Source organism: Paenarthrobacter sp. Y-19 (assembly GCF_029223985.1).
GTDB classification, from domain to species: domain Bacteria; phylum Actinomycetota; class Actinomycetes; order Actinomycetales; family Micrococcaceae; genus Arthrobacter; species Arthrobacter nicotinovorans.
The window spans coordinates 1,695,944-1,713,469 of the sequence record NZ_CP119414.1; the positions used below are offsets into that span (position 1 = coordinate 1,695,944).

19 protein-coding genes are annotated in these 17,526 nt (G+C 63.1%); 8 read left to right on the forward strand and 11 right to left on the reverse strand.

Going from position 1 to position 17,526, the window contains the following annotated elements:
* The first annotated feature begins 15 nt into the window (after positions 1-15).
* The gene (locus PYR64_RS07850) at positions 16-222 is read left to right on the forward strand and encodes a DUF2945 domain-containing protein (protein WP_018779657.1); all 207 of its coding nucleotides are present in this window, start codon (positions 16-18) and stop codon (positions 220-222) included.
* An 8-nt stretch (positions 223-230) separates the two neighbouring features.
* Here PYR64_RS07850 and PYR64_RS07855 read toward each other — a convergent pair whose 3' ends face one another.
* Both PYR64_RS07855 and ligD read right to left on the reverse strand, forming a co-directional pair.
* Positions 231-1,433, reverse strand: a complete 1,203-nt coding sequence (locus tag PYR64_RS07855; RefSeq protein ID WP_055976150.1) for a cation:proton antiporter — start codon at positions 1,431-1,433, stop codon at positions 231-233.
* Between the two features lie 77 nt (positions 1,434-1,510).
* Positions 1,511-2,749 carry a non-homologous end-joining DNA ligase gene (gene ligD / locus PYR64_RS07860; protein WP_275779274.1) on the reverse strand — a complete coding sequence of 413 codons (1,239 nt, stop codon included), beginning with the start codon at positions 2,747-2,749 and terminating at the stop codon, positions 1,511-1,513.
* A gap of 166 nt (positions 2,750-2,915) precedes the next feature.
* On the opposite strand from ligD, the gene PYR64_RS07865 reads away from it, so the two are divergent.
* From PYR64_RS07865 to PYR64_RS07875, 3 genes are all read left to right on the forward strand, one after another.
* Positions 2,916-3,050 (forward strand): hypothetical protein, encoded by a 135-nt coding sequence (locus PYR64_RS07865; protein ID WP_275779276.1) that lies wholly within the window; start codon positions 2,916-2,918, stop codon positions 3,048-3,050.
* Between the two features lie 115 nt (positions 3,051-3,165).
* Positions 3,166-3,528 (forward strand): hypothetical protein, encoded by a 363-nt coding sequence (locus PYR64_RS07870; RefSeq protein WP_275779278.1) that lies wholly within the window; start codon positions 3,166-3,168, stop codon positions 3,526-3,528.
* Between the two features lie 87 nt (positions 3,529-3,615).
* Positions 3,616-5,364: a pyruvate dehydrogenase gene (locus PYR64_RS07875; RefSeq protein WP_275779280.1), complete on the forward strand. Its 1,749-nt coding sequence runs from the start codon at positions 3,616-3,618 to the stop codon at positions 5,362-5,364.
* 2 nt (positions 5,365-5,366) lie between these two features.
* On the opposite strand, the gene PYR64_RS07880 is transcribed toward PYR64_RS07875, so the two are convergent.
* The 3 genes from PYR64_RS07880 to arfB all read right to left on the reverse strand — a co-directional run bounded on the left by PYR64_RS07880 (position 5,367) and on the right by arfB (position 8,943).
* The gene (locus tag PYR64_RS07880; RefSeq protein ID WP_275779282.1) at positions 5,367-7,991 is read right to left on the reverse strand and encodes an excinuclease ABC subunit UvrA; all 2,625 of its coding nucleotides are present in this window, start codon (positions 7,989-7,991) and stop codon (positions 5,367-5,369) included.
* Between the two features lie 80 nt (positions 7,992-8,071).
* A complete protein-coding gene (locus PYR64_RS07885; protein WP_018779650.1) occupies positions 8,072-8,476 on the reverse strand; it encodes a RidA family protein in 405 nt (134 codons plus the stop codon).
* A 47-nt stretch (positions 8,477-8,523) separates the two neighbouring features.
* Positions 8,524-8,943, reverse strand: coding sequence for an alternative ribosome rescue aminoacyl-tRNA hydrolase ArfB (arfB, locus tag PYR64_RS07890; RefSeq protein WP_189075626.1), 420 nt, complete (start codon positions 8,941-8,943; stop codon positions 8,524-8,526).
* Between the two features lie 85 nt (positions 8,944-9,028).
* On the opposite strand from arfB, the gene PYR64_RS07895 reads away from it, so the two are divergent.
* A complete protein-coding gene (locus PYR64_RS07895) occupies positions 9,029-9,424 on the forward strand; it encodes a hypothetical protein (RefSeq protein WP_039241123.1) in 396 nt (131 codons plus the stop codon).
* Positions 9,425-9,520: 96 nt separating this feature from the next.
* Positions 9,521-10,144 (forward strand): dihydrofolate reductase family protein, encoded by a 624-nt coding sequence (locus PYR64_RS07900; RefSeq protein WP_275779285.1) that lies wholly within the window; start codon positions 9,521-9,523, stop codon positions 10,142-10,144.
* Here the strand turns inward: PYR64_RS07900 and PYR64_RS07905 are convergent.
* The gene (locus PYR64_RS07905) at positions 10,141-10,593 is read right to left on the reverse strand and encodes a hypothetical protein (protein WP_275779287.1); all 453 of its coding nucleotides are present in this window, start codon (positions 10,591-10,593) and stop codon (positions 10,141-10,143) included. The genes PYR64_RS07900 and PYR64_RS07905 overlap by 4 nt on opposite strands.
* 226 nt (positions 10,594-10,819) lie before the next feature.
* On the opposite strand from PYR64_RS07905, the gene PYR64_RS07910 reads away from it, so the two are divergent.
* Positions 10,820-11,302: a pyridoxamine 5'-phosphate oxidase family protein gene (locus PYR64_RS07910; protein ID WP_055976131.1), complete on the forward strand. Its 483-nt coding sequence runs from the start codon at positions 10,820-10,822 to the stop codon at positions 11,300-11,302.
* Positions 11,303-11,308: 6 nt separating this feature from the next.
* Entirely contained in the window at positions 11,309-11,662 is a 354-nt protein-coding gene (locus PYR64_RS07915; RefSeq protein WP_081623390.1) for a TraR/DksA C4-type zinc finger protein, read from the forward strand.
* Here the strand turns inward: PYR64_RS07915 and PYR64_RS07920 are convergent.
* The 5 genes from PYR64_RS07920 to PYR64_RS07940 all read right to left on the reverse strand — a co-directional run bounded on the left by PYR64_RS07920 (position 11,648) and on the right by PYR64_RS07940 (position 17,517).
* A complete protein-coding gene (locus PYR64_RS07920; RefSeq protein ID WP_275779289.1) occupies positions 11,648-11,923 on the reverse strand; it encodes a hypothetical protein in 276 nt (91 codons plus the stop codon). The two genes, PYR64_RS07915 and PYR64_RS07920, sit on opposite strands and share 15 nt — an antisense overlap.
* A complete protein-coding gene (locus tag PYR64_RS07925) occupies positions 11,920-13,233 on the reverse strand; it encodes an MFS transporter (protein ID WP_039241137.1) in 1,314 nt (437 codons plus the stop codon). Before PYR64_RS07925 ends, PYR64_RS07920 begins: the two co-directional genes overlap by 4 nt.
* 128 nt (positions 13,234-13,361) lie before the next feature.
* On the reverse strand, positions 13,362-14,738 hold the full coding sequence (locus PYR64_RS07930; RefSeq protein ID WP_275779291.1) for a DUF3100 domain-containing protein: 1,377 nt from the start codon (positions 14,736-14,738) through the stop codon (positions 13,362-13,364).
* Positions 14,735-15,958 carry an amidohydrolase gene (locus tag PYR64_RS07935; protein WP_275779293.1) on the reverse strand — a complete coding sequence of 408 codons (1,224 nt, stop codon included), beginning with the start codon at positions 15,956-15,958 and terminating at the stop codon, positions 14,735-14,737. Before PYR64_RS07935 ends, PYR64_RS07930 begins: the two co-directional genes overlap by 4 nt.
* An 11-nt stretch (positions 15,959-15,969) precedes the next feature.
* Complete coding sequence (locus PYR64_RS07940; RefSeq protein WP_275779295.1) at positions 15,970-17,517, reverse strand: aldehyde dehydrogenase family protein; 1,548 nt, start codon at positions 17,515-17,517, stop codon at positions 15,970-15,972.
* Positions 17,518-17,526: the final 9 nt, after the last annotated feature.

Below are 17,526 nucleotides of genomic sequence, written 5' to 3' on the forward strand. Positions count from 1 at the left end.
ACCGAAAGGGCTGACATGGCACTGAAAGCTGGAACCCACGTTGAGTGGAACACTCCCCAGGGCAAGACACACGGCAAAATCATTGAAAAGAAGACCAGCGACTTCCAGCTGGATGGCAACACCCACCGTGCCAGCGAAGACGAGCCGCAATACGTGGTGGAATCGGACAAAACCGGAGCGCGGGCGGCCCATAAGGGTTCCGCGCTCACCGAGGTGAAATAGCCCGACGGTCAGGGTTTCTCTTTCTCCGGGGCCGGCCGTGGCGATGAGGTGCCCTGAAGCTGGCGAAGAGCCAGCAACGGAAACAGCAGGACGGAGAGCATTCCTGCGCCGACCAACGCTGATGCGATGCCACTGGAAATCAGATCGTGATCCCTGCCAATGGCCGTGACAGCCACGATGACCGGCAAACCCGTGGCACCAAAAAGAACGATCGCGCGCTTCGCGGCCGCCGTGGCGCCCACCGGCGCTGCCAGCACGCAGGGCAATCCACGGACCAGGAGGAGCAAGCCGAGGAACAACGGAACCATCGCCAAGGCCAGGGGACTCGACGTCAAGGAAGCCAGTTCGAAGTCAATGCCCGTGTCGATAAAGAAGACCGGGACCAGGAACCCGAAGGCGATCGCGTCGACTTTCCTCTCGATGACGGTCCGCTCCGCCTCCGGCGCCCGGGCGATGGCAACTTTCCACAGCACCCCCGCCGCGAAAGCCCCCAGCAACATGTCAAGACCCAGCAGCGTACTTAGGACCACCAACAAGCTGAGGATAAGCATGATGGACCGTACGGCGAACTGTCCGCTGGTGTGGAGTGTCCGGGTGATGTGCGAATGGAACAGTACGTGCCGTGAGCGCGAGGCCAGGAATATCGCTGCTGCCGTCAGGAGAACGAATCCAAGAAGCACTGCGGATGCTGCTCCCAGCTGCCTGCCGCTGAAGAAGAGCGAGATGGCGACCAGAGGGCCAAACTCGCCCACGGCCCCCAAAGCGGTGACGGCGATGCCAGTCGGCGTCTTCGCCTGGCCGGCGTCCCGCAGGATGGGCAGCAGGGTGCCCAACGCGGTGGAACAGAGCGCGACGCCGATAATCACCGCCGGCTCGGCGGCGGACGTCAGAGCAAAGCCGGCAGCCACGCCGGCCGCCAGGGAGATGACCCAGCCGGCGGAGGCCCGGCCAAGGGGACGGCCGCGTATCGCCCTGAAGTCGATTTCGTTGCCGGCGACGAAGAACAGCATGGCCAGCCCGAAGTCGGCCAAGGTATCCGTGAACTGGGTGGACTGGACCCAACCCAGCAGGCTGGGTCCGAGGAGCATGCCAAGGACGATCTCGAAAACCACGATTGGCACTTTCACCGCGCGCTCCACGAAGCGTGCGGCGAGGGGTGCTGCGACGGCCATGGCCGCGATGAGGACCAGGGACACGGACAAGCTTTGCATCACGGGTCCCTTCGATTTCCGGACCGCTTCGGGTGATGTTGGCGCACAGCTCTACTCCCACCGTGGGACGTGGCGTGTCAGGGTTTTCCGGGCCATTCCCGGCCAGCCCAGGGGTCGTAATCGGCAATAAGCTCCTGCTGTGGGGGGCGGTCCGGTTCCGGAACGTGCTGCAGGTTGACCCGGACTCGATACCACAGCGAACTCGATCCGCGCATGCCGTCGATCAGAACGTCTGCCGGATGCAGTTTGGGAACGACGCCTTCGTGAAGTTCCTTCCATTGCTCGAGGGCTTTAAGCGCTTCAGGCTTGGTCTTGGTCCGCGCTACCTCGATCAGAGGCATTGAGGATGTCCGTCGGCCGGAACCATCACCGGCACGCGGTGCCTTCTCAGCCGGGCCGAGTTCTGCGGCCAAGGCAAGCAGCCCGTCCAGCGAGCCGGCCGCGTCATCGATTCCGGCATGCGGATCACCTATCGCGGCGAATCGTTCAGGAACAGTTAGTACCGTGAACTGTTCCGGGCGCGCGGAGCGGACTTCATCCCAGGTGAGCGGCATGGAGACCCGGGCGTCGGGCCGCGACCGAATGGAGTAGGCGGATGCCACCGTGCGGTCCTTGGCATTTTGGTTGAAGTCCACGAAGACGCTCTCACCCCGTTCTTCCTTCCACCACCTTGCGGTGGCGAGCCCTGGCGCCCGGTTCTCCACCTCGCGTGCGAGGGTCTCGGCGGCCAACCGAACGTCCCTGAAGGTCCATCGGGGCGCAATCCGGACCAGGATGTGAAGTCCGCGTGAACCGCTTGTCTTGGGCCAGCCAACCAGCCCGACATCGCCGAGCACCTCACGCGCAACATAGGCGGTGTCCACTATCTGCGACCAATCCACCCCAGGCATGGGGTCGAGATCGACACGGAGTTCGTCGGGGTGTTCCAGGTCTTCTGCCCTGACCGGGTGCGGGTTGAGGTCCAGGCACCCCAGGTTGACCACCCACGCCAGGCCCGCGGCATCACGTATGACGGTCTCCTCCGCAGACGTCCCGGATGAATAGTGCAGCGTTGCAGTGTCGATGAAGCCGGGGTGGTTTTCCGGGACCCGTTTTTGGAAGAAAGGCTCCTCGTCAATGCCTTTTGGGAAGCGCTTCAGCACCATCGGCCTGCCGGCGGCCCCTCGGAGTGCACCTTCGGCAACGCCCAGGTAATAGCGGACAAGATCGAGCTTGCTCAACCCTGGCTCGCGAAAGACCACTTTGTCCGGGTTGGAGATACGGACTTCGGCGCCGCCAATGTCGAGTATCTCCGCCGGTGTCTTGGAGGGGCTCATGCGGTCACGCTAGCAACGAACATCGGATCCAACCAGAGCGCGGGGAAGGAAAAATCGAAACCTTGGCTGTCTGCTGCGTAGGGATAATCCGCGGACTGGCTTTAAAAATATAAGTAGGTATGGTGTTGTCATAAGCAAAGAACAAGGAGATGGAAAGGAGATGGAAATGTCCGGTAAATCACCCAATGGTGAAAAAATAAAAAAGCAGGGCAAGACCATTCTCGAAAAGCGTGCGGAAAAGCGGGCAAAGGCTGAAACAAGCGACACCGTCTTCTCCAAGCCCAGGAAGAACCAACGATAAGCCGTGCCGAGGCGGCCCACAATGGCGTGGGGCCTCGGCAGTTAGCAGGTGGCACCAACCCTCGGCGGGTTTCATAGAGAACAGTTACTGTCGCTTGGAATTGAGAGTTGCAGCAATGGAAAACCAGATTTTGCCAAAGATAGTTGCCTTGATTGTGCCTGCCCGCCTGGGTGAGCGGGTTCGCCTGGAGGAAATCGGACAAACAGTGGAAGCGTGCCAGTCAATCGTCGAAGGAAATGTTGAAGCAATAGACGGGCAAGGCTGGCATGTCCTTCTGAACGACCAGGCAATTCATATTCCTTTGCCCCTGAATCCGCGCGCAGAGGTCCTGATGCGTGAAGCGGGCACGTCCTTGGAAGACACCGTCAGCGGCAATGCCGTGTTCCTGGGACACGGAACCGGGGGATTGGAGGAGGACGTCCCCGACAACCTCGTGGGCCTGGCGGAGCGCCTGTTCGAGGTCCGGCTGGCGGCGTAGGCCGGACCTGCTCCCAGGCGTTGATGAGGCTGGCCGACTATATTGGCCATGTCAGCCCACCACCACAATTGAGGGAGCTTGCACAGCATGGCCAAAGAACTTGCCACCCAACTCATCGAACAACTCCAGGCTGCCGGCGTGCAGCGGATATATGGAATCGTGGGCGACAGCCTCAATCCAATTGTTGACGCTGTCCGTCAGACAGGCGGCTCGAAAAACGGGGGCATTGACTGGATCCACGTCCGCCACGAGGAGGCGGCTGCATTTGCTGCTGCGGCTGAAGCCCAACTAACGGGAAAGCTGGCCGTCTGCGCAGGATCTTGTGGTCCAGGCAACCTTCACCTGATCAACGGCCTGTACGACGCCAACCGCACCGGCGCTCCGGTCCTGGCCATTGCGTCACATATTCCGAGCAGGCAGATTGGCAGCGGCTTCTTCCAGGAGACCCACCCGGACCGGCTCTTCAACGAGTGCTCCGTGTACTCCGAGCTCATCAGCACCCCCGAGCAAGCTCCACGTGTCATGCATAGCGCCATCCAGAATGCGGTTGGCCTGGGGGGAGTGGCCGTAGTGACGCTTCCCGGCGACATTGCAGATCTTGAGGCGGCAGCACCGACGCCCCTTCCGGCGACGTTCCGTCCCGCCAGTCTGGTGCCTGACCAGGCAAGTGTCCGAGAGCTGGCGGATGCCATTAACGACGCCGGAAAGGTGGCCATTTTCGCCGGAGCAGGCGTTGCGGGCGCCCACGACGAATTGATCTCACTGGCTGAGCTGATCAACGCGCCCATTGGGCACTCGTTGCGGGGCAAGGACTTTGTCCAGTACGACAACCCGTTCGATATCGGCATGACGGGCTTGCTGGGTTACGGAGCTGCGGCGGAAGGCATCGAGGACGCGGATCTGTTGATCCTTCTCGGGACGGACTTCCCATACGACCAGTTCCTTCCGGACACCCGGACAGCCCAAGTGGACCGGGCGGCGCAGCGCCTGGGGCGACGCACCGACGTCGACATTGCCGTTCACGGTGACGTGCTGCCTACCCTGAAAGCCCTCCTGCCACTGGTCCGGCCCAAGAAGAACCGCCGTTTCCTCGACCAGATGCTCAAGAAGCACGATCGCCTGATGAACAAGGCAGTGGGGGCCTACACCCGCAAAGTGGAAAAGAAACAACCCATCCACCCGGAATATGCCGCTTCGCTCCTGGACCAGGTAGCGGCCCAAGACGCGGTTTTCACCGCCGATACCGGCATGTGCAACGTCTGGACGGCGCGCTACATCAATCCCCTGGGGACCCGTCGCCTCATCGGCTCCTACCTCCATGGGTCCATGGCCAACGCGCTTCCGCATGCCATCGGCGCCCAGGTGGCCTATCCGGAGCGACAGGTGGTGTCTGTCTCCGGTGACGGAGGCCTTTCAATGCTTCTCGGCGAGCTCGTGACCGTGGCCGCACACCAGTTGCCCGTGAAGGTGGTTGTGTTCAATAACTCCACCTTGGGGATGGTGAAGCTGGAGATGCTGGTGGATGGGCTGCCGGACTTCGGCGTGGATGTTCCCGACGCCAATTACGCCGCGGTGGCCAAGGCCCTGGGCTTCCACGCCGTGCGGGTCACGGACCCCGCCGACATTGAAGGTGCCTACCGCGCCGCGTTCGCCCATCCCGGGCCAGCCTTGGTGGAACTCATCACCGACCCCAATGCGCTGTCCATTCCGCCGAAGATTTCCGGATCCCAGGTCATTGGATTCGCCACGGCCATGTCCAAGGTGGTCCTGAACCGGGGCGCCGGAGAAGCCGTGAGCATGGCACGCAGCAATCTCCGGAACATTCCCCGGCGTTAGGCCTACTGGCCCAGGGCGGCGGCGAGGTAGGGCGCCGTTCGTCCCGAAGTGGAACGCGCGACGACGGCCGGCGGCCCTGCGATCATGATCTCACCGCCGGCGTCGCCGCCCCCGGGGCCCAGGTCGATGACCCAGTCCGCCCCGGCCACCACGTCCATCTCGTGTTCGACCACCACTACCGTGTTGCCGGCATCGACCAGTCTGTGCAGCTGCGCCATCAAGAGTTGGACGTCGGCGGGATGCAGGCCGGTGGTGGGCTCATCCAACAGGTACAGGGTGTGGCCGCGTTGGACGCGTTGGAGCTCGGTGGCCAGTTTGATGCGTTGGGCTTCACCGCCGGAGAGTTCCGTTGCGGGCTGACCCAACCGCAGGTATCCCAAGCCAACTTCCTTGAGGGTCTGCAGGCTGCGGGACACGGACGGCAGATCGGACAAGAAGGCAGCTGCGGCATTGACGGTCATGCCCAGGACGTCGGCGATGTTCTTCCCACGGTAGGTGACCTCGAGTGTTTCGGGGTTGAACCGCGAACCGTGGCATTCCGGGCACGGGCCGTAACTGCTGGGGAGGAACAAGAGCTCCACCGCCACGAACCCTTCGCCTTGGCAGGTTTCGCAGCGGCCACCAGCTACGTTGAAAGAGAACCGGCCGGCTCCGAAGCCGCGGGCGCGTGCGTCGTTGGTGGCCGCGAATTCTTTCCGGACCCCGTCGAACAGCCCGGTATAGGTGGCCAGGTTGGAACGCGGGGTCCGGCCGATTGGTTTTTGGTCGACCTGGACCAGCCGGTCGAGCTGGTGAAGGCCTGACACTAATGCCGGCGCGTCCGCGGCCCGCGCGTCCACGGCCAGGTTTTCGATGCCACCAGCACCGGCGTCGCCGGGTGACTCCGGATGGAGCCCGGCGCCCACCACGTCTGCGAGTACCCGGCTGACCAGGGTGGACTTCCCGGATCCCGAGACGCCCGTTACCGCCGTCATCACTCCCAGCGGGAAATCCACGTCCAGGTTCCGCAGATTGTGCCGGTGGACGTTCTTGAGCTGCAGCCAGTTGGTGGTTTCCCTGGCTGCCCGGGCTTCCTTTGCTTCCCGGGGCGTGTGTCCGGTCCCGGTGGCGACATGGCCGTCGTCGGCCGCTTCTTTGGCTCGGTCGCCGCTGGCGCCGTCAGGGAAAAGGAACGGGCGGGTGACGGAATCCTCCACAGCCTCCAGCCCCGCCACAGGGCCACTGTAAAGTATCTGGCCACCTCCTTCGCCGGCGTGCGGCCCCACGTCCACCAACCAGTCAGCGGCGCGAACGAAGTCCATGTTGTGTTCGACCACAAACACCGAATTACCGGAGCTTTTGAGCGTGTCCAGCACGGCGAGGAGCGGTTCGGCATCGGCCGGGTGCAGGCCTGCGGAGGGCTCGTCCAGGACGTAGATCACGCCGAAAAGGCCGGAGCGGAGCTGTGTGGCGATCCGGAGGCGTTGCATTTCGCCGGGGGAGAGAGTGGGCGTCGGACGGCCCAAGGCGAGGTACCCCAGGCCCAGGTCCAGCAGCACGGTGATGCGGTTGAGGAGATCGCGGGTTATGGCGATTGCTACCTCGTTGGTCTCGCCGGAGGTCTGGGTACGGGATGCTGTGCTGGCCGAGGTGGCCTCCGTGATGGGACGGATCAGACGGGCCAGTTCGGTCATCGGCAACGCGTTGAGTTCGGCGATGGTCTTGCCTGCGAAAGTTACCGCCAACGCCTCCGGCCTGAGTCCGCTGCCTCCGCACATGGGACACCGTCCCGTCTCCATGAAACGAAGTACGCGGTCTCGCATGGTGCTGCTCTTGGAATCCGCGAGGGTGTGCAGGACGTAGCTTTTCGCGCTCCAGAAACGGCCCTTGTACGGCTTGGCCACACGATCCCTTTGCGGCGTCACTTCCACCACCGGTTGTTCGTCGGTGAAGAGGATCCAGTCGCGGTCCTTTTTGGGGAGCTTCTTCCACGGCGTATCGACGTCGTATCCCAAGTGGCTGAGGATGTCGCGGAGATTCTTGCCCTGCCAGGCTCCCGGCCACGCTGCGATGGCACCGTCCCTGATGCTCAGGGACGTATCGGGGACGAGGGATTCCTCAGTTACGGTGTGGGCCACGCCCAGGCCGTGGCATTCGGGGCAGGCGCCGGCGGCCGTGTTCGGCGAGAAAGCGTCGGAGTCGAGCTGACTTGCCCCTTCCGGGTACCTGCCTGCACGTGAGAAGAGCATCCGCAGCGAGTTGGACAGTGTTGTCAGCGTGCCGACACTTGACCGGGCGGTTGCCGTTCCCCTGCGTTGTTGAAGCGCGACGGCGGGCGGCAGCCCCGTGATTGACTCAACCTTGGGGTTGTGGCCCTGTTGGATCAGGCGTCGGGCGTAGGGGGCGACGGATTCGAAATAGCGTCGCTGGGCCTCGGCGAAGATTGTGCCGAAAGCCAAGGAGGACTTTCCGGATCCCGACACTCCAGTGAAGGCCACGATAGCGTCGCGGGGAACATCGACGTCCACGTTGCGGAGGTTATTCTCCTTGGCTCCGCGCACCTGGACGAAACCACCGTCAAGGTCGCCGGAGTTCAGGGGCGGTTGGGCGGCTTCGGTCCCGCTGGCGATTGTCAGTTTACTGTCCATTGGTACGACTCTATCGGCCTGACGGACCGTGTGGCCCATGCGGCCTGGGGCGCAGCCGGGGGCATAGCCGGCCGCCGGTCTTAGTCGCGCTCGATGGCGGCCACAGCGCTGATCTCAACCAAGGCGCCGGGTACACCCAGCCCGGCGACAAAGGCCGCGGTCACCAAGGGTGGTTCGTCTGAGGCAAGCCTGGACGCAATTGCCCCGTATCCTGCCGCGAGGTCGGCTCCTTCAACGAACAGCACATTCCACTGGATGACATCACCAAGGCTGGCACCTGCCGCTTGCAGGGCTGTTTCAGCATTGTCGAGGGCGTGCGCGGACTGGATGGCCGCGTCCCCTTCGCCAATGAGCCTTCCACTGGCGTCAACGGCGTTCTGCCCACCGATGTAGATGGTGGTCGCGCCCGGCGGAACCACGGCAACGTGGCTGAAGGCCGGGCTTGAGACAAGCCCCTCGGGACGGATGCGCTGTATGGGTGCCATGACTGTATGGTCCCACCAGGATCCGTTCACCAACAGGGGAGTTCGCACTAATCTGCGGCAGGCCGCCGTCGTTGTTGCTTGGTTGCGGATCGGTGCTCTTTGGCCACCCGGTGACGGCGTGCCGAACCGCGGGTGGGCTTGGACGCACGCCGGACCGTCGCGGGAACCAATCCAGCCCTGATGAGCCCGGCCAGCTTGGCGAGCGCGAGCTCACGGTTCCGCAACTGTGATCTGTCCTCGGAAGCGGTCACAGTAACAGCGCCGGCCACGAGACGCTTTGCCAGGTTTTTGAGCAGTAACTGCCGCTGCTCGTCGGTCAAAGTAGCAGAAGCAGCAACATCCCACGTCAGCTCGGCCCTGGTGTCAGTGGTGTTGACGTGCTGGCCGCCCGGCCCTGAAGAACGCGAGAACCGCCAGCTCAGCTCCCACGAAGGAATCGTCAGGGATGGGGAGATTTCCAGGTCCATGGAACAAGCCTTGCACGTCTGCCCGGGCCCGGACTTCCACCCCGCCGAATACCCGATGTTCACTTGCCGCCTCTAGGATCGAGTCATGACCGGGCCCGTGGATTTTCTGGGCCCCATCCTGGAGATGATGACGTGGGTGGGGTTCGTCCCCGGCGTGCCCTTGCTGGTCTGGGCATGGATCATCGCCCGACGCCGGTGCACATGGGTCACTGCCGACGGCGAACGGTTCGCTGCGGGAGGCTACCTGGGGCTGCAGTGGATGGACCAGGACCAGGAGGAGCGGAAGGTCCTGCTGGACGTTGCGGCCACGGAGGGCGGGGTTGATTCCGGTCCCGTGGTGGTTCACTACGATGCCTGCCATCCTTCACGGTGCTCGCTGGAGCCGCCGCGGTTCGACCATACAGTGTTGATCCTGGGGTGGATCCTCACGGGCATTGGAATTGTCAGCACGCTCGGAGGACTCGTACTGGTGGCACTTTAGCGTTCCCCCTTGAACGGCTGTCCGGCGCGGGGCTAGCATTTGCGCGCGGGCTTTCGTTCGCGTGCTTTCGTTGACCGCCGTACCGGGAGGACTGCCATGAGCGATCAGACTGCAACCCTGCTGGTGGATCTGATTATTTCCCTGGACGGCTATGCCTCGGCCGAGGGGTGGCCGGGATGGTGGGGCCTTGAGGGTCCGGAATACCTTGCCTGGCTCGATGAAGAGGCCAAGAAGGACGTCACCACTCTCATGGGAGCGAATACCTACCGGCTCATGTCGGGCATGTCCGGGCAGGCGGGCGAGGCGGACTCCGGATTTTCCAAGGAAGAAGGCGACAGCCTGGCGGGCCTGGCGGCCGTTCCCAAGGTCATTTTCTCCTCCACCTTGAAAGAGCCCTTGGCCTGGCCGAATTCCGAACTCGTCTCCGGGGATGCCGTGGAAGCGGTAAGGGAAATGAAGCAGACCCGTACCGGCACCTTAAGCACCCTGGGCAGTTTGAGTCTGTGCAGATATTTGCTGTCAGCCGGGTTGGTGGACAGATACCGTCTGGTGGTCTTCCCGGTGATCACTGGCAAGACCGGCCGCGAGCGGATCTACGACGGCTACCCGGATGTTGCTTTGGACATGGTGGAGAGCCGGACGTTTGATGGCCGGCTTCAAATGTTGGAGTACGTTCCCCGCGTTATCGATACTCCACTCGGCAGAGGTGGTGGAGGCTAACCGACCTGCCGGGCATCCAGTTCGCTGAACAAAGGCCTTAAGGACTCGGCGTAGTGGTCCATGGTCTCCGGGAATGTCATCAGGCGCAGGCCGGAGAGGGCCCCGGCGACCGGACTGGCCGGCGCTTCGAAAGCGCTGTGGCGTCCTGCCGGCGCCTTTGTGCAGAGAACGGGTTCGGCAGTCACTCCGCGTGAAGTCAGAATCGCGATTCCCCATGGGTCGTTGGGCTCGGCAACCGAGATGCCGGCGTTGTCGAAGGTGTCTCGGAGAACATATCGCGTGACGGTCCGCCATGATTGCAGAAACGGGGACTGAAGCTGCTCTATGAGGTCTTCATCGTTGGCGCTGTAGGCCTCCGTGAGGGCTGTCGACAAGGCGTCCCATTCCTCGGCGTCCCGGACCATCAGGTGCGCGGCACGGAGGTGGGCAATGGTTTCATTCAACATCATGGCAGTCCCCAAACTTCCTCGTACGATGTTCGCCCGATGCCGGGCAGGCTTGCGGTCGGCACGCCTCTTATCAACAGAACGGATGGGGCGCCGTCATGATTCCCAAGAAGTCCCCTTCCTTGTTCTCCGTGCCGGCTTTTACACGGCCGCCTAGTAAATAAGGAAACTTACTAATAGGCTGTCCGAGTGGGGAAAGTCCCCGGAGGAAAAGGAAGTGAAGCGGAATATGACTGAAGAGCAGGGCATCAGCAAAGTCACCGGCATCATCAACGATTCCAGGATCGGGATGTTGACCACCATCAATGAAGAAGGCGCATTGGTCAGCCGGCCGCTGGCTGTCCAGGACGTCAAGGACGACGGCGACATGTGGTTCTTCACAGGACTGGGCACCTCTCAGGTTGCCCACATACGCCGGGATTCCCGCGTCAACGTTTCCTTCGGCAAGAATACGGAGTGGGTCTCCGTCGCCGGAACTGCCGAGGTTGTCACGGACCGCGCAAAAATCCATGAGCTCTGGAACCAGGTTGTGGAGGCGTGGTTCCCTGACGGCCCTGACACTCCCGAGGTTTGCCTCCTGCACGTGGATTCAGATTCCGCTGAATACTGGACCAGCCCCGGTGGTACCGCAGCCACGGTACTCCAGTGGGTCAAGTCCAAAGTAACCAACTCACGCTTCAGCGTGGGCGAAAGTGACACCGTGGAACTGTGAGCCGACATGGTTGACGCGGAACGGTTCCGGCTTGTCCTTGAGCAAGAACGAGAACGCAGGCTATTGCTGCTCTCAGATCTCCGGAGCGACATCACGTCGGTCAATGCCGCCCGCCAGGACTCCAATGTGGACGACGAACATGATCCGGAGGGCAGCACCATAGCCTTCGAGCTGTCGCAGGCGTCCGCCCTCCTTGACCAAAGCAAGGAGGGCCTCCAGCACATCGATGCGGCCCTGGCGAGGATCGCAGCCGGCACCTATGGCCGCTGTGAAGTCTGTGGGGTGGACATCCCGGAAGGCCGGCTTGAAGCCAGGCCATGGACGCCGTTCTGCGTTGACCATGCCTCAGGGCGAAGGTAGAGGTTGGCCCATTCCCGGCGAGACCTGGACAAATTCGATTCCCTGTTGCTGCTTTTTGACGGGCCCGCGATTGAAGCCCTTGGCGTCGAGATGGTTTCCAGCCCTGTAGGCCGCCAACGCCTCATCAAAGATCCCGTTGAGTCGGCTTGCGGCGAAGATTTCCCGAGTTCCGTCGGTGAACTCGATGGCCACAGTAAGGCTTGATGGGAAGTGCCGCTTCATGCGGATGAAGCCTTGGGCGTCCTGGTGCAGTGAGATCACGTAGTGTCCGCGCTTTCATTGTTCGGGTTGGAATCGGGAGTGCTGGACCGGTCTGCCGCTGCGCCCTGCTTGCGGCTCGCCAGCAGGAACGGCACGGAAAGCAGTTCGATGACTCCGGCCATGGCCAGCGACGCCGGATATCCGTACAGGTCTGCGCCACGGCCCAACAACGGCTGGATGACGACGCCACCGCTGGAGCCCATCAGAGAATCGAAGCTGAGGACAGTTGCCCGCTGTTTGGAAGGGATCATGTCGTTCACGTACGCCTGCCGGACCGGGGTGACGGCAGATCCCACCACGCCCCATAGCGCCAACAGTACCAAGGCGATCCAAAAACTGTGGGTGATCCCTAAGACCAGCAGGATCACGCAGCCACCCGTCCCGCCCAGGATCAGTACAGAAGTGCGTTTGTGGAAAAGGCTCCGGGCGTGAGGTGCCAACCAACCGCCAAGGATTTGCGAGCCGGCCACGATCGCGGCGGCAAGACCGGCGATTGAATAGGCCTGCGGGTCGCCGAAGAGGTCAAGAAGATAAGGCTGCAACGCATAAAAGACATAGATGCCGACGCCGGCACTGAAGGGCGCGGCCAGCATCACGAATCGTACGGGCGGGTTTTTCAGACCGTTCTCGATCGACGCCGTCAGTACGGCGCGGGTAGCCCGTAGCGGGTGCGTCGAACGCTCCGGTGAGAAGCCGACGTCGTGCATGAGCCCGAAGGCGACGGCGAACATGGCAAGCAGCACCGCGACGCGGAGCAGGAACGGCACCCCAAGGTTGGTGGCCTGGGCGATCACGCCGCCGGCCACGGAACCCAGAAGCATCGCCACGCCCTGGACCATCTGGCCCCGGCCAAGTACGGATTCAAGTCCGCCTTCATAGCCGGAGAAACGAAGGGCATCAACAAGCCATGCCTCAACGGCCCCGGAGAAGAACGTGAATCCCAGGCCCAGGAGGACGGAGACCACAGCCCACATCCAGAAAGCACCCGAGATCTGCCACAGAAGGTAGTACAAGTAGGTGGATGCCGCCAGCGTGACGGTCCCCAGAAGGAACGACGTGCGCCGTCCCCAGCCATCGGCCACTACGCCAGTGGGTATTTCGAAGAGGACCATGCCGGCTGTGAAGAAAGCATTGGCGGCGAAGGCCTCAAGGTTGCTCAGCCCGGCATCAAGCAGGAACAGGGTATTGATGCCCCAGATGAAAGACGCCGCAACCGTATTGCCGAGCGTCAATGTGAGGTAGACGCGCTGGATTTTGCGGGCGTCCTGGTTCAGGGTGTCGCCGGTCCCGCGGGCGCGTGGAGGGGCCACGTGCCTATTCTCGCCCCGTTTGCTTCGCTCCGCCAGATCCGTCTGCAGTCAGCTTTCGGCCGCTGACAGAAGCGGCCCGGATTCCCGTGCGAGGCGGGGATCCGGGCCGAAGCCGTTGGAAAGGTTTGTCAGTGCCAGAGTCCCAAGGCGAACTCGGCGATGACTGTGGAGAGGATGAACGACGCAGTGATGGCGACCAGGCCCACGGGGATGATCTTCCAGCCGATGTTGCGCAGGAGGGGAATGTCCTTACCGAGGGAGAGCCCGGCCAACGTCAGCATCACTGTGGCGATGGACAGGAAGTCCACGGTCTTCACAGCCTCATTCAAGACGCCGGCACCGAAGAACCACGGGCTGGAAATGTAGGCGCCGATGGTGGTGATGAAGACAATGGCAGAGATTTTCCTGGTGACCTTTGCCAGGAACAAGCTGACGAGCACCAGGGCGAGCATGATGCCGTAGCCGGCAATGATTGACAGGCTCAGGCCCTTGGCGGCCACCGATGCGGTACCGATGCCCAGCACTGTCAGGACGGACAGCGAAAGCCACAACGGCAACTTGATGGCAGCCGACGACTTAGCGACTTCTTCGCGGAAGCGGCGGTTCTCTTCTGCTTGGACCTCGTCCTGCTCGACCTCAGCCGCGGTGCGGGTTTGGGGAGCCGCAGCCGTGCCGGCGGCAACCTTCTGCGGTTCCTTGTTGCGCGTGAGCAGTTTGTAGAAGCGGTCGGCCACGGGCAAGGCAATGTAGATGCCAACGTAGACACCCAGGATGGTGGTGATGAGGTTGGAGACGGCGGCCATGCCCAGGATGGCTTCCTGGTCGCCGGGGTAGGCTGCGATGATGCTCGCCGCCGAGGCCGCCATCATGGAGCCGGAACCAACGCCCGCACCCATGGCCAGGGCCAGGGGATCGAAGATCTTCCAGTTGGCCACCAACGAGGTCAGCAAGGTGATGAAGATGGCACCGAACAGGGTGCCGAAGACGTACATGGCCAGGACGCCGCGGTACTGATCGGAATCCGGGCCGTACTTCTCCGAGACCATGGCGAAGGAGGGCTCGCGGTCAAGGGAGAACGTTGCGCCCACGGTTGCCTTACCCATGCGAAGCAGTACGGCCAGGGGCAGCGCCAACACGATGGTTCCCAACAAGTGGCCTACTTCCTGCAGCAGCAGTGCGGGGCCGGCCTTGATGAGGCTCGGCAGGCTCGGCCCGATGTTGAAGGCGAGCCTGGCCACCAGGAGCAGAACCGCAACGCCGACCAGGGCCGCCGCGACGCGCTGGAGGTCGAGGCCGAGCGGCTTGAACTTCTGGATGGAGACCAACAGGCCGAGGATAAGTCCCCACACCATGGGGAAGATGATGATCGCGCCAATGCCAAGATCAATCTTGGCCTGGCCAATGAACTGGACCGCAAGGGCGATGACAAACGCCAGCGCGGCAATGGGAAGCGTAAGCCGTGTTCCGGCTTTGTCCGTCCGCGCGGTTTCGGTGCTGGTGCTCATGATGTTGCTTCCTGGATCGGGGCTTCACTGCGGTAGGCCGCATTGACGAAGCGTTCTCTCTGCTGGGGATTGGTTGCGGCACCCGCCACAGTCCAAGCCAGCGCGGTGGCTGCCTCGAACATCACGGCGTATGCCTCGGGTGTGTTCGCAAGAGCTGCAAAGCCGTGCGAGTGGATGGGGACGTTGGCTCCTGGAATGCTCAGCCACGGGTGCAAGGAGGGAATGACTTGGGAGATGTTGCCCATGTCCGTGGAGCCGCCGCCCATTCCTGCCGCCGGGGAAGTGTCCTTGCCGAACGCGTCCATGGCTTCGGTCCAGTGTGCGGCAAGTTCGCCGTCCTGGATCAGCGGCTCATAGAGCGGTTCCGCCGCCGTGATCTCCAGGGTGGTCCCGGTTGCAAGTGCGGCGCCTTCGAAGCAGCGCTTGACCCGTTCGAGCAGTGCCTCGTACTCCGCGAGCGTGAAGGCCCTGCATTCGAACGGAACCACGGCATGGTCCGGAATGATGTTGGTGACGTGTCCGGCTTCCGCCACGTAACAGGCAATACGGTGGTCTCCCGGAATTTGCTGGCGGAGCAAGCCGATCGCCACCTGGCTGAGCACGGCTGCGTCCCCGGCGTTGACGCCCAGATGCGGGGCGGCAGCCGCGTGGGCAGCCTTTCCGGTGAACACGGCCTCGTAACGGCCCACTGCTTGAGCCGTTGTCCCGGCGGGGTTGTACGTGACGCCGTCCTGGACCGGGTGGACCATCAAAGCAAGGCCGACGCCGTCGAAGGCGCCCCGCTCCAGCATCAGCACTTTGCCGCCTCCGTGTTCCTCGGCCGGCGTGCCGATCGCCTTCAACGTGATGCCGAGTTCGTCCACACGGGGGAGCAGAGCCAGTGCCGCAGCTATCGATGCTCCCGCGATGAGGTTATGTCCACAAGCGTGACCCACTGAGGGCAGGGCATCGTATTCCACGCACAGGGCAACAGTGAGTTCACCGGTTCCCGCGGTGGCGGTGAAGGCTGTTGGAAGCCCGGCCGTTCCTTGGGTGACGTCAAAGCCACCTTCGGCGAGCAGGGAGGTTATTGACTCTGCGGCCTGGACTTCTTGGAAGGAGATCTCGGGGTTGGCGTGCAGCGCCTGCGAGAGTGCCTGAACCCGGGGTTTCCAGGCCGTGACGCCGTCCGCCAAGGCTTGACGCAGCGGAAGTGATGAGGCCGTAGTGGTGATTTCCATGATTCTCCCTGCTAGTAGGACAGGGACGGGAAGGGGGATCCGGCTGCACGGGTGGGAACCCAAACCGCCTTGGTCTGCGTGTACTCGTCCAATACGCCGGGCCCGGAGGATCGGCCGTGGCCGGAATCGCCGAAACCGCCAAAGGGAACGGCAACGTGGATGGTCTTGTACGAGTTGATCCAGAACGTCCCTGCCTTCACCTCACGGGCGATGTGGTGGGCCCGGGAAACGTCCGAGGTCCACACAGCGCCGGCCAGTCCGAAGTTGGTGTTGTTGGCACGGGCAATTGCTTCGGCTTCCGTGTCAAAGGCGTCGGCACCGACTACTGGTCCGAAGACTTCAGTGGTCTCCAGGCGGTTTGCCGGTGTCACGCCATCCAACAGCGTCGGCATGACCCAGTGGCCGCCAGCCAGAGGCGACCCGGCCAAGGACTCAGGCAACGTTCCGCCCGTGAGCCTGCGGCCGCCGTCGTTCATTCCCTGTTCAATCAGCGAAGTGACGGTCGCGAACTGGGGCGCGGTGATAATCGGCCCCACCTCGGTGGCGGCGTCCAGTGGATCCCCGACCCGAAGCCGGGCAGCACGTTCGGCCACCATGTCAATAAACCGGGCGTGAACGCTGCGTTCGACCAGTAGGCGCGACCCTGCCACGCAGGATTGCCCGGCGCCGGAGAAGATGGCGGAGATGGCGCCGTCGGCGGCGCGCCCGAGGTCGGCGTCGGCGAAGACGATATTGGCACTCTTGCCGCCAAGCTCCAACAGGGCTGGAATTCCGGCTTCCGCGGCGGCTACGGCAACCCGGCGGCCCGTGGGAACCGAACCGATGAAGCTGACTTTGCCGACCCGGCGATCGGACGTGAGAGTGGCTCCGACTGTCTGCCCGAGTCCCACGGCTACGTTGAACGCGCCGTCGGGAAGGCCGGCTTCGTGAGCCAGCTGTGCGAGCCGCACGGTTGTAGCCGGGGTGAATTCGCTGGGCTTGATGATGACGGCGTTGCCCGCCGCCAGCGGCGCGGCTGAGTTCCAACCGGCCGTGAACAGCGGGGCATTCCAAGGCGTGATGGCGACGACGACGCCCCACGGAACCCGCTCCGTGTAGGTGTGCCACGGGCCGGGCACGGGTATGGTCTGGCCGGTGAGTTTGTCGGCCCAGCCTGCGTAGTAGCCGAACATTTCAGCTACCTTGGACGCTTCAACGCGGGCGTCGCGGATGGGCTTTCCCGTGGTGGCCGATTCGAGGATCGCCAGTTCTTCGGTGTGTGCTTCGACCATCCTGCTGACGTTGCGGAGGATGGCGGCGCGTTCGAAGCCGTTCAGCGATCCCCACGCCGCTGCGCCCCGGACGGAGCTCTGCAGGATGGCATCGGCGCCCTCGGTGCCAGGGTCGGCATAGGTGGCAAAGGCTTCGCCCGTGGCCGCTGACGTCAGGGTGACGGAAGCGCCGGAGCCGGCGGCCACTTCGCCGTCGACGAACGCGCCAAGCCCTGAAGGGAAGGCGGAGTCCAGGACGGTCCGGGCTGTTGCGGTGGAGGAAGCCGCGGGGGCTGTGGTGATGCTCAAGGTAATGTC

Bases quoted from the DNA above. Each gene is read 5' to 3' on its own strand.
- ligD (WP_275779274.1), bottom strand. From the start codon at position 2,749: ATGAGCCCCTCCAAGACACCGGCGGAGATACTCGACATTGGCGGCGCC.
- PYR64_RS07855 (WP_055976150.1), bottom strand. From the start codon at position 1,433: ATGCAAAGCTTGTCCGTGTCCCTGGTCCTCATCGCGGCCATGGCCGTC.
- PYR64_RS07895 (WP_039241123.1), top strand. From the start codon at position 9,029: ATGACCGGGCCCGTGGATTTTCTGGGCCCCATCCTGGAGATGATGACG.
- PYR64_RS07915 (WP_081623390.1), top strand. From the start codon at position 11,309: ATGGTTGACGCGGAACGGTTCCGGCTTGTCCTTGAGCAAGAACGAGAA.
- PYR64_RS07930 (WP_275779291.1), bottom strand. From the start codon at position 14,738: ATGAGCACCAGCACCGAAACCGCGCGGACGGACAAAGCCGGAACACGG.
- PYR64_RS07905 (WP_275779287.1), bottom strand. From the start codon at position 10,593: ATGATGTTGAATGAAACCATTGCCCACCTCCGTGCCGCGCACCTGATG.
- PYR64_RS07870 (WP_275779278.1), top strand. From the start codon at position 3,166: ATGGAAAACCAGATTTTGCCAAAGATAGTTGCCTTGATTGTGCCTGCC.
- PYR64_RS07865 (WP_275779276.1), top strand. From the start codon at position 2,916: ATGTCCGGTAAATCACCCAATGGTGAAAAAATAAAAAAGCAGGGCAAG.
- PYR64_RS07935 (WP_275779293.1), bottom strand. From the start codon at position 15,958: ATGGAAATCACCACTACGGCCTCATCACTTCCGCTGCGTCAAGCCTTG.
- PYR64_RS07885 (WP_018779650.1), bottom strand. From the start codon at position 8,476: ATGGCACCCATACAGCGCATCCGTCCCGAGGGGCTTGTCTCAAGCCCG.
- PYR64_RS07880 (WP_275779282.1), bottom strand. From the start codon at position 7,991: ATGGACAGTAAACTGACAATCGCCAGCGGGACCGAAGCCGCCCAACCG.
- PYR64_RS07850 (WP_018779657.1), top strand. From the start codon at position 16: ATGGCACTGAAAGCTGGAACCCACGTTGAGTGGAACACTCCCCAGGGC.
- PYR64_RS07910 (WP_055976131.1), top strand. From the start codon at position 10,820: ATGACTGAAGAGCAGGGCATCAGCAAAGTCACCGGCATCATCAACGAT.
- PYR64_RS07900 (WP_275779285.1), top strand. From the start codon at position 9,521: ATGAGCGATCAGACTGCAACCCTGCTGGTGGATCTGATTATTTCCCTG.
- PYR64_RS07875 (WP_275779280.1), top strand. From the start codon at position 3,616: ATGGCCAAAGAACTTGCCACCCAACTCATCGAACAACTCCAGGCTGCC.
- arfB (WP_189075626.1), bottom strand. From the start codon at position 8,943: ATGGACCTGGAAATCTCCCCATCCCTGACGATTCCTTCGTGGGAGCTG.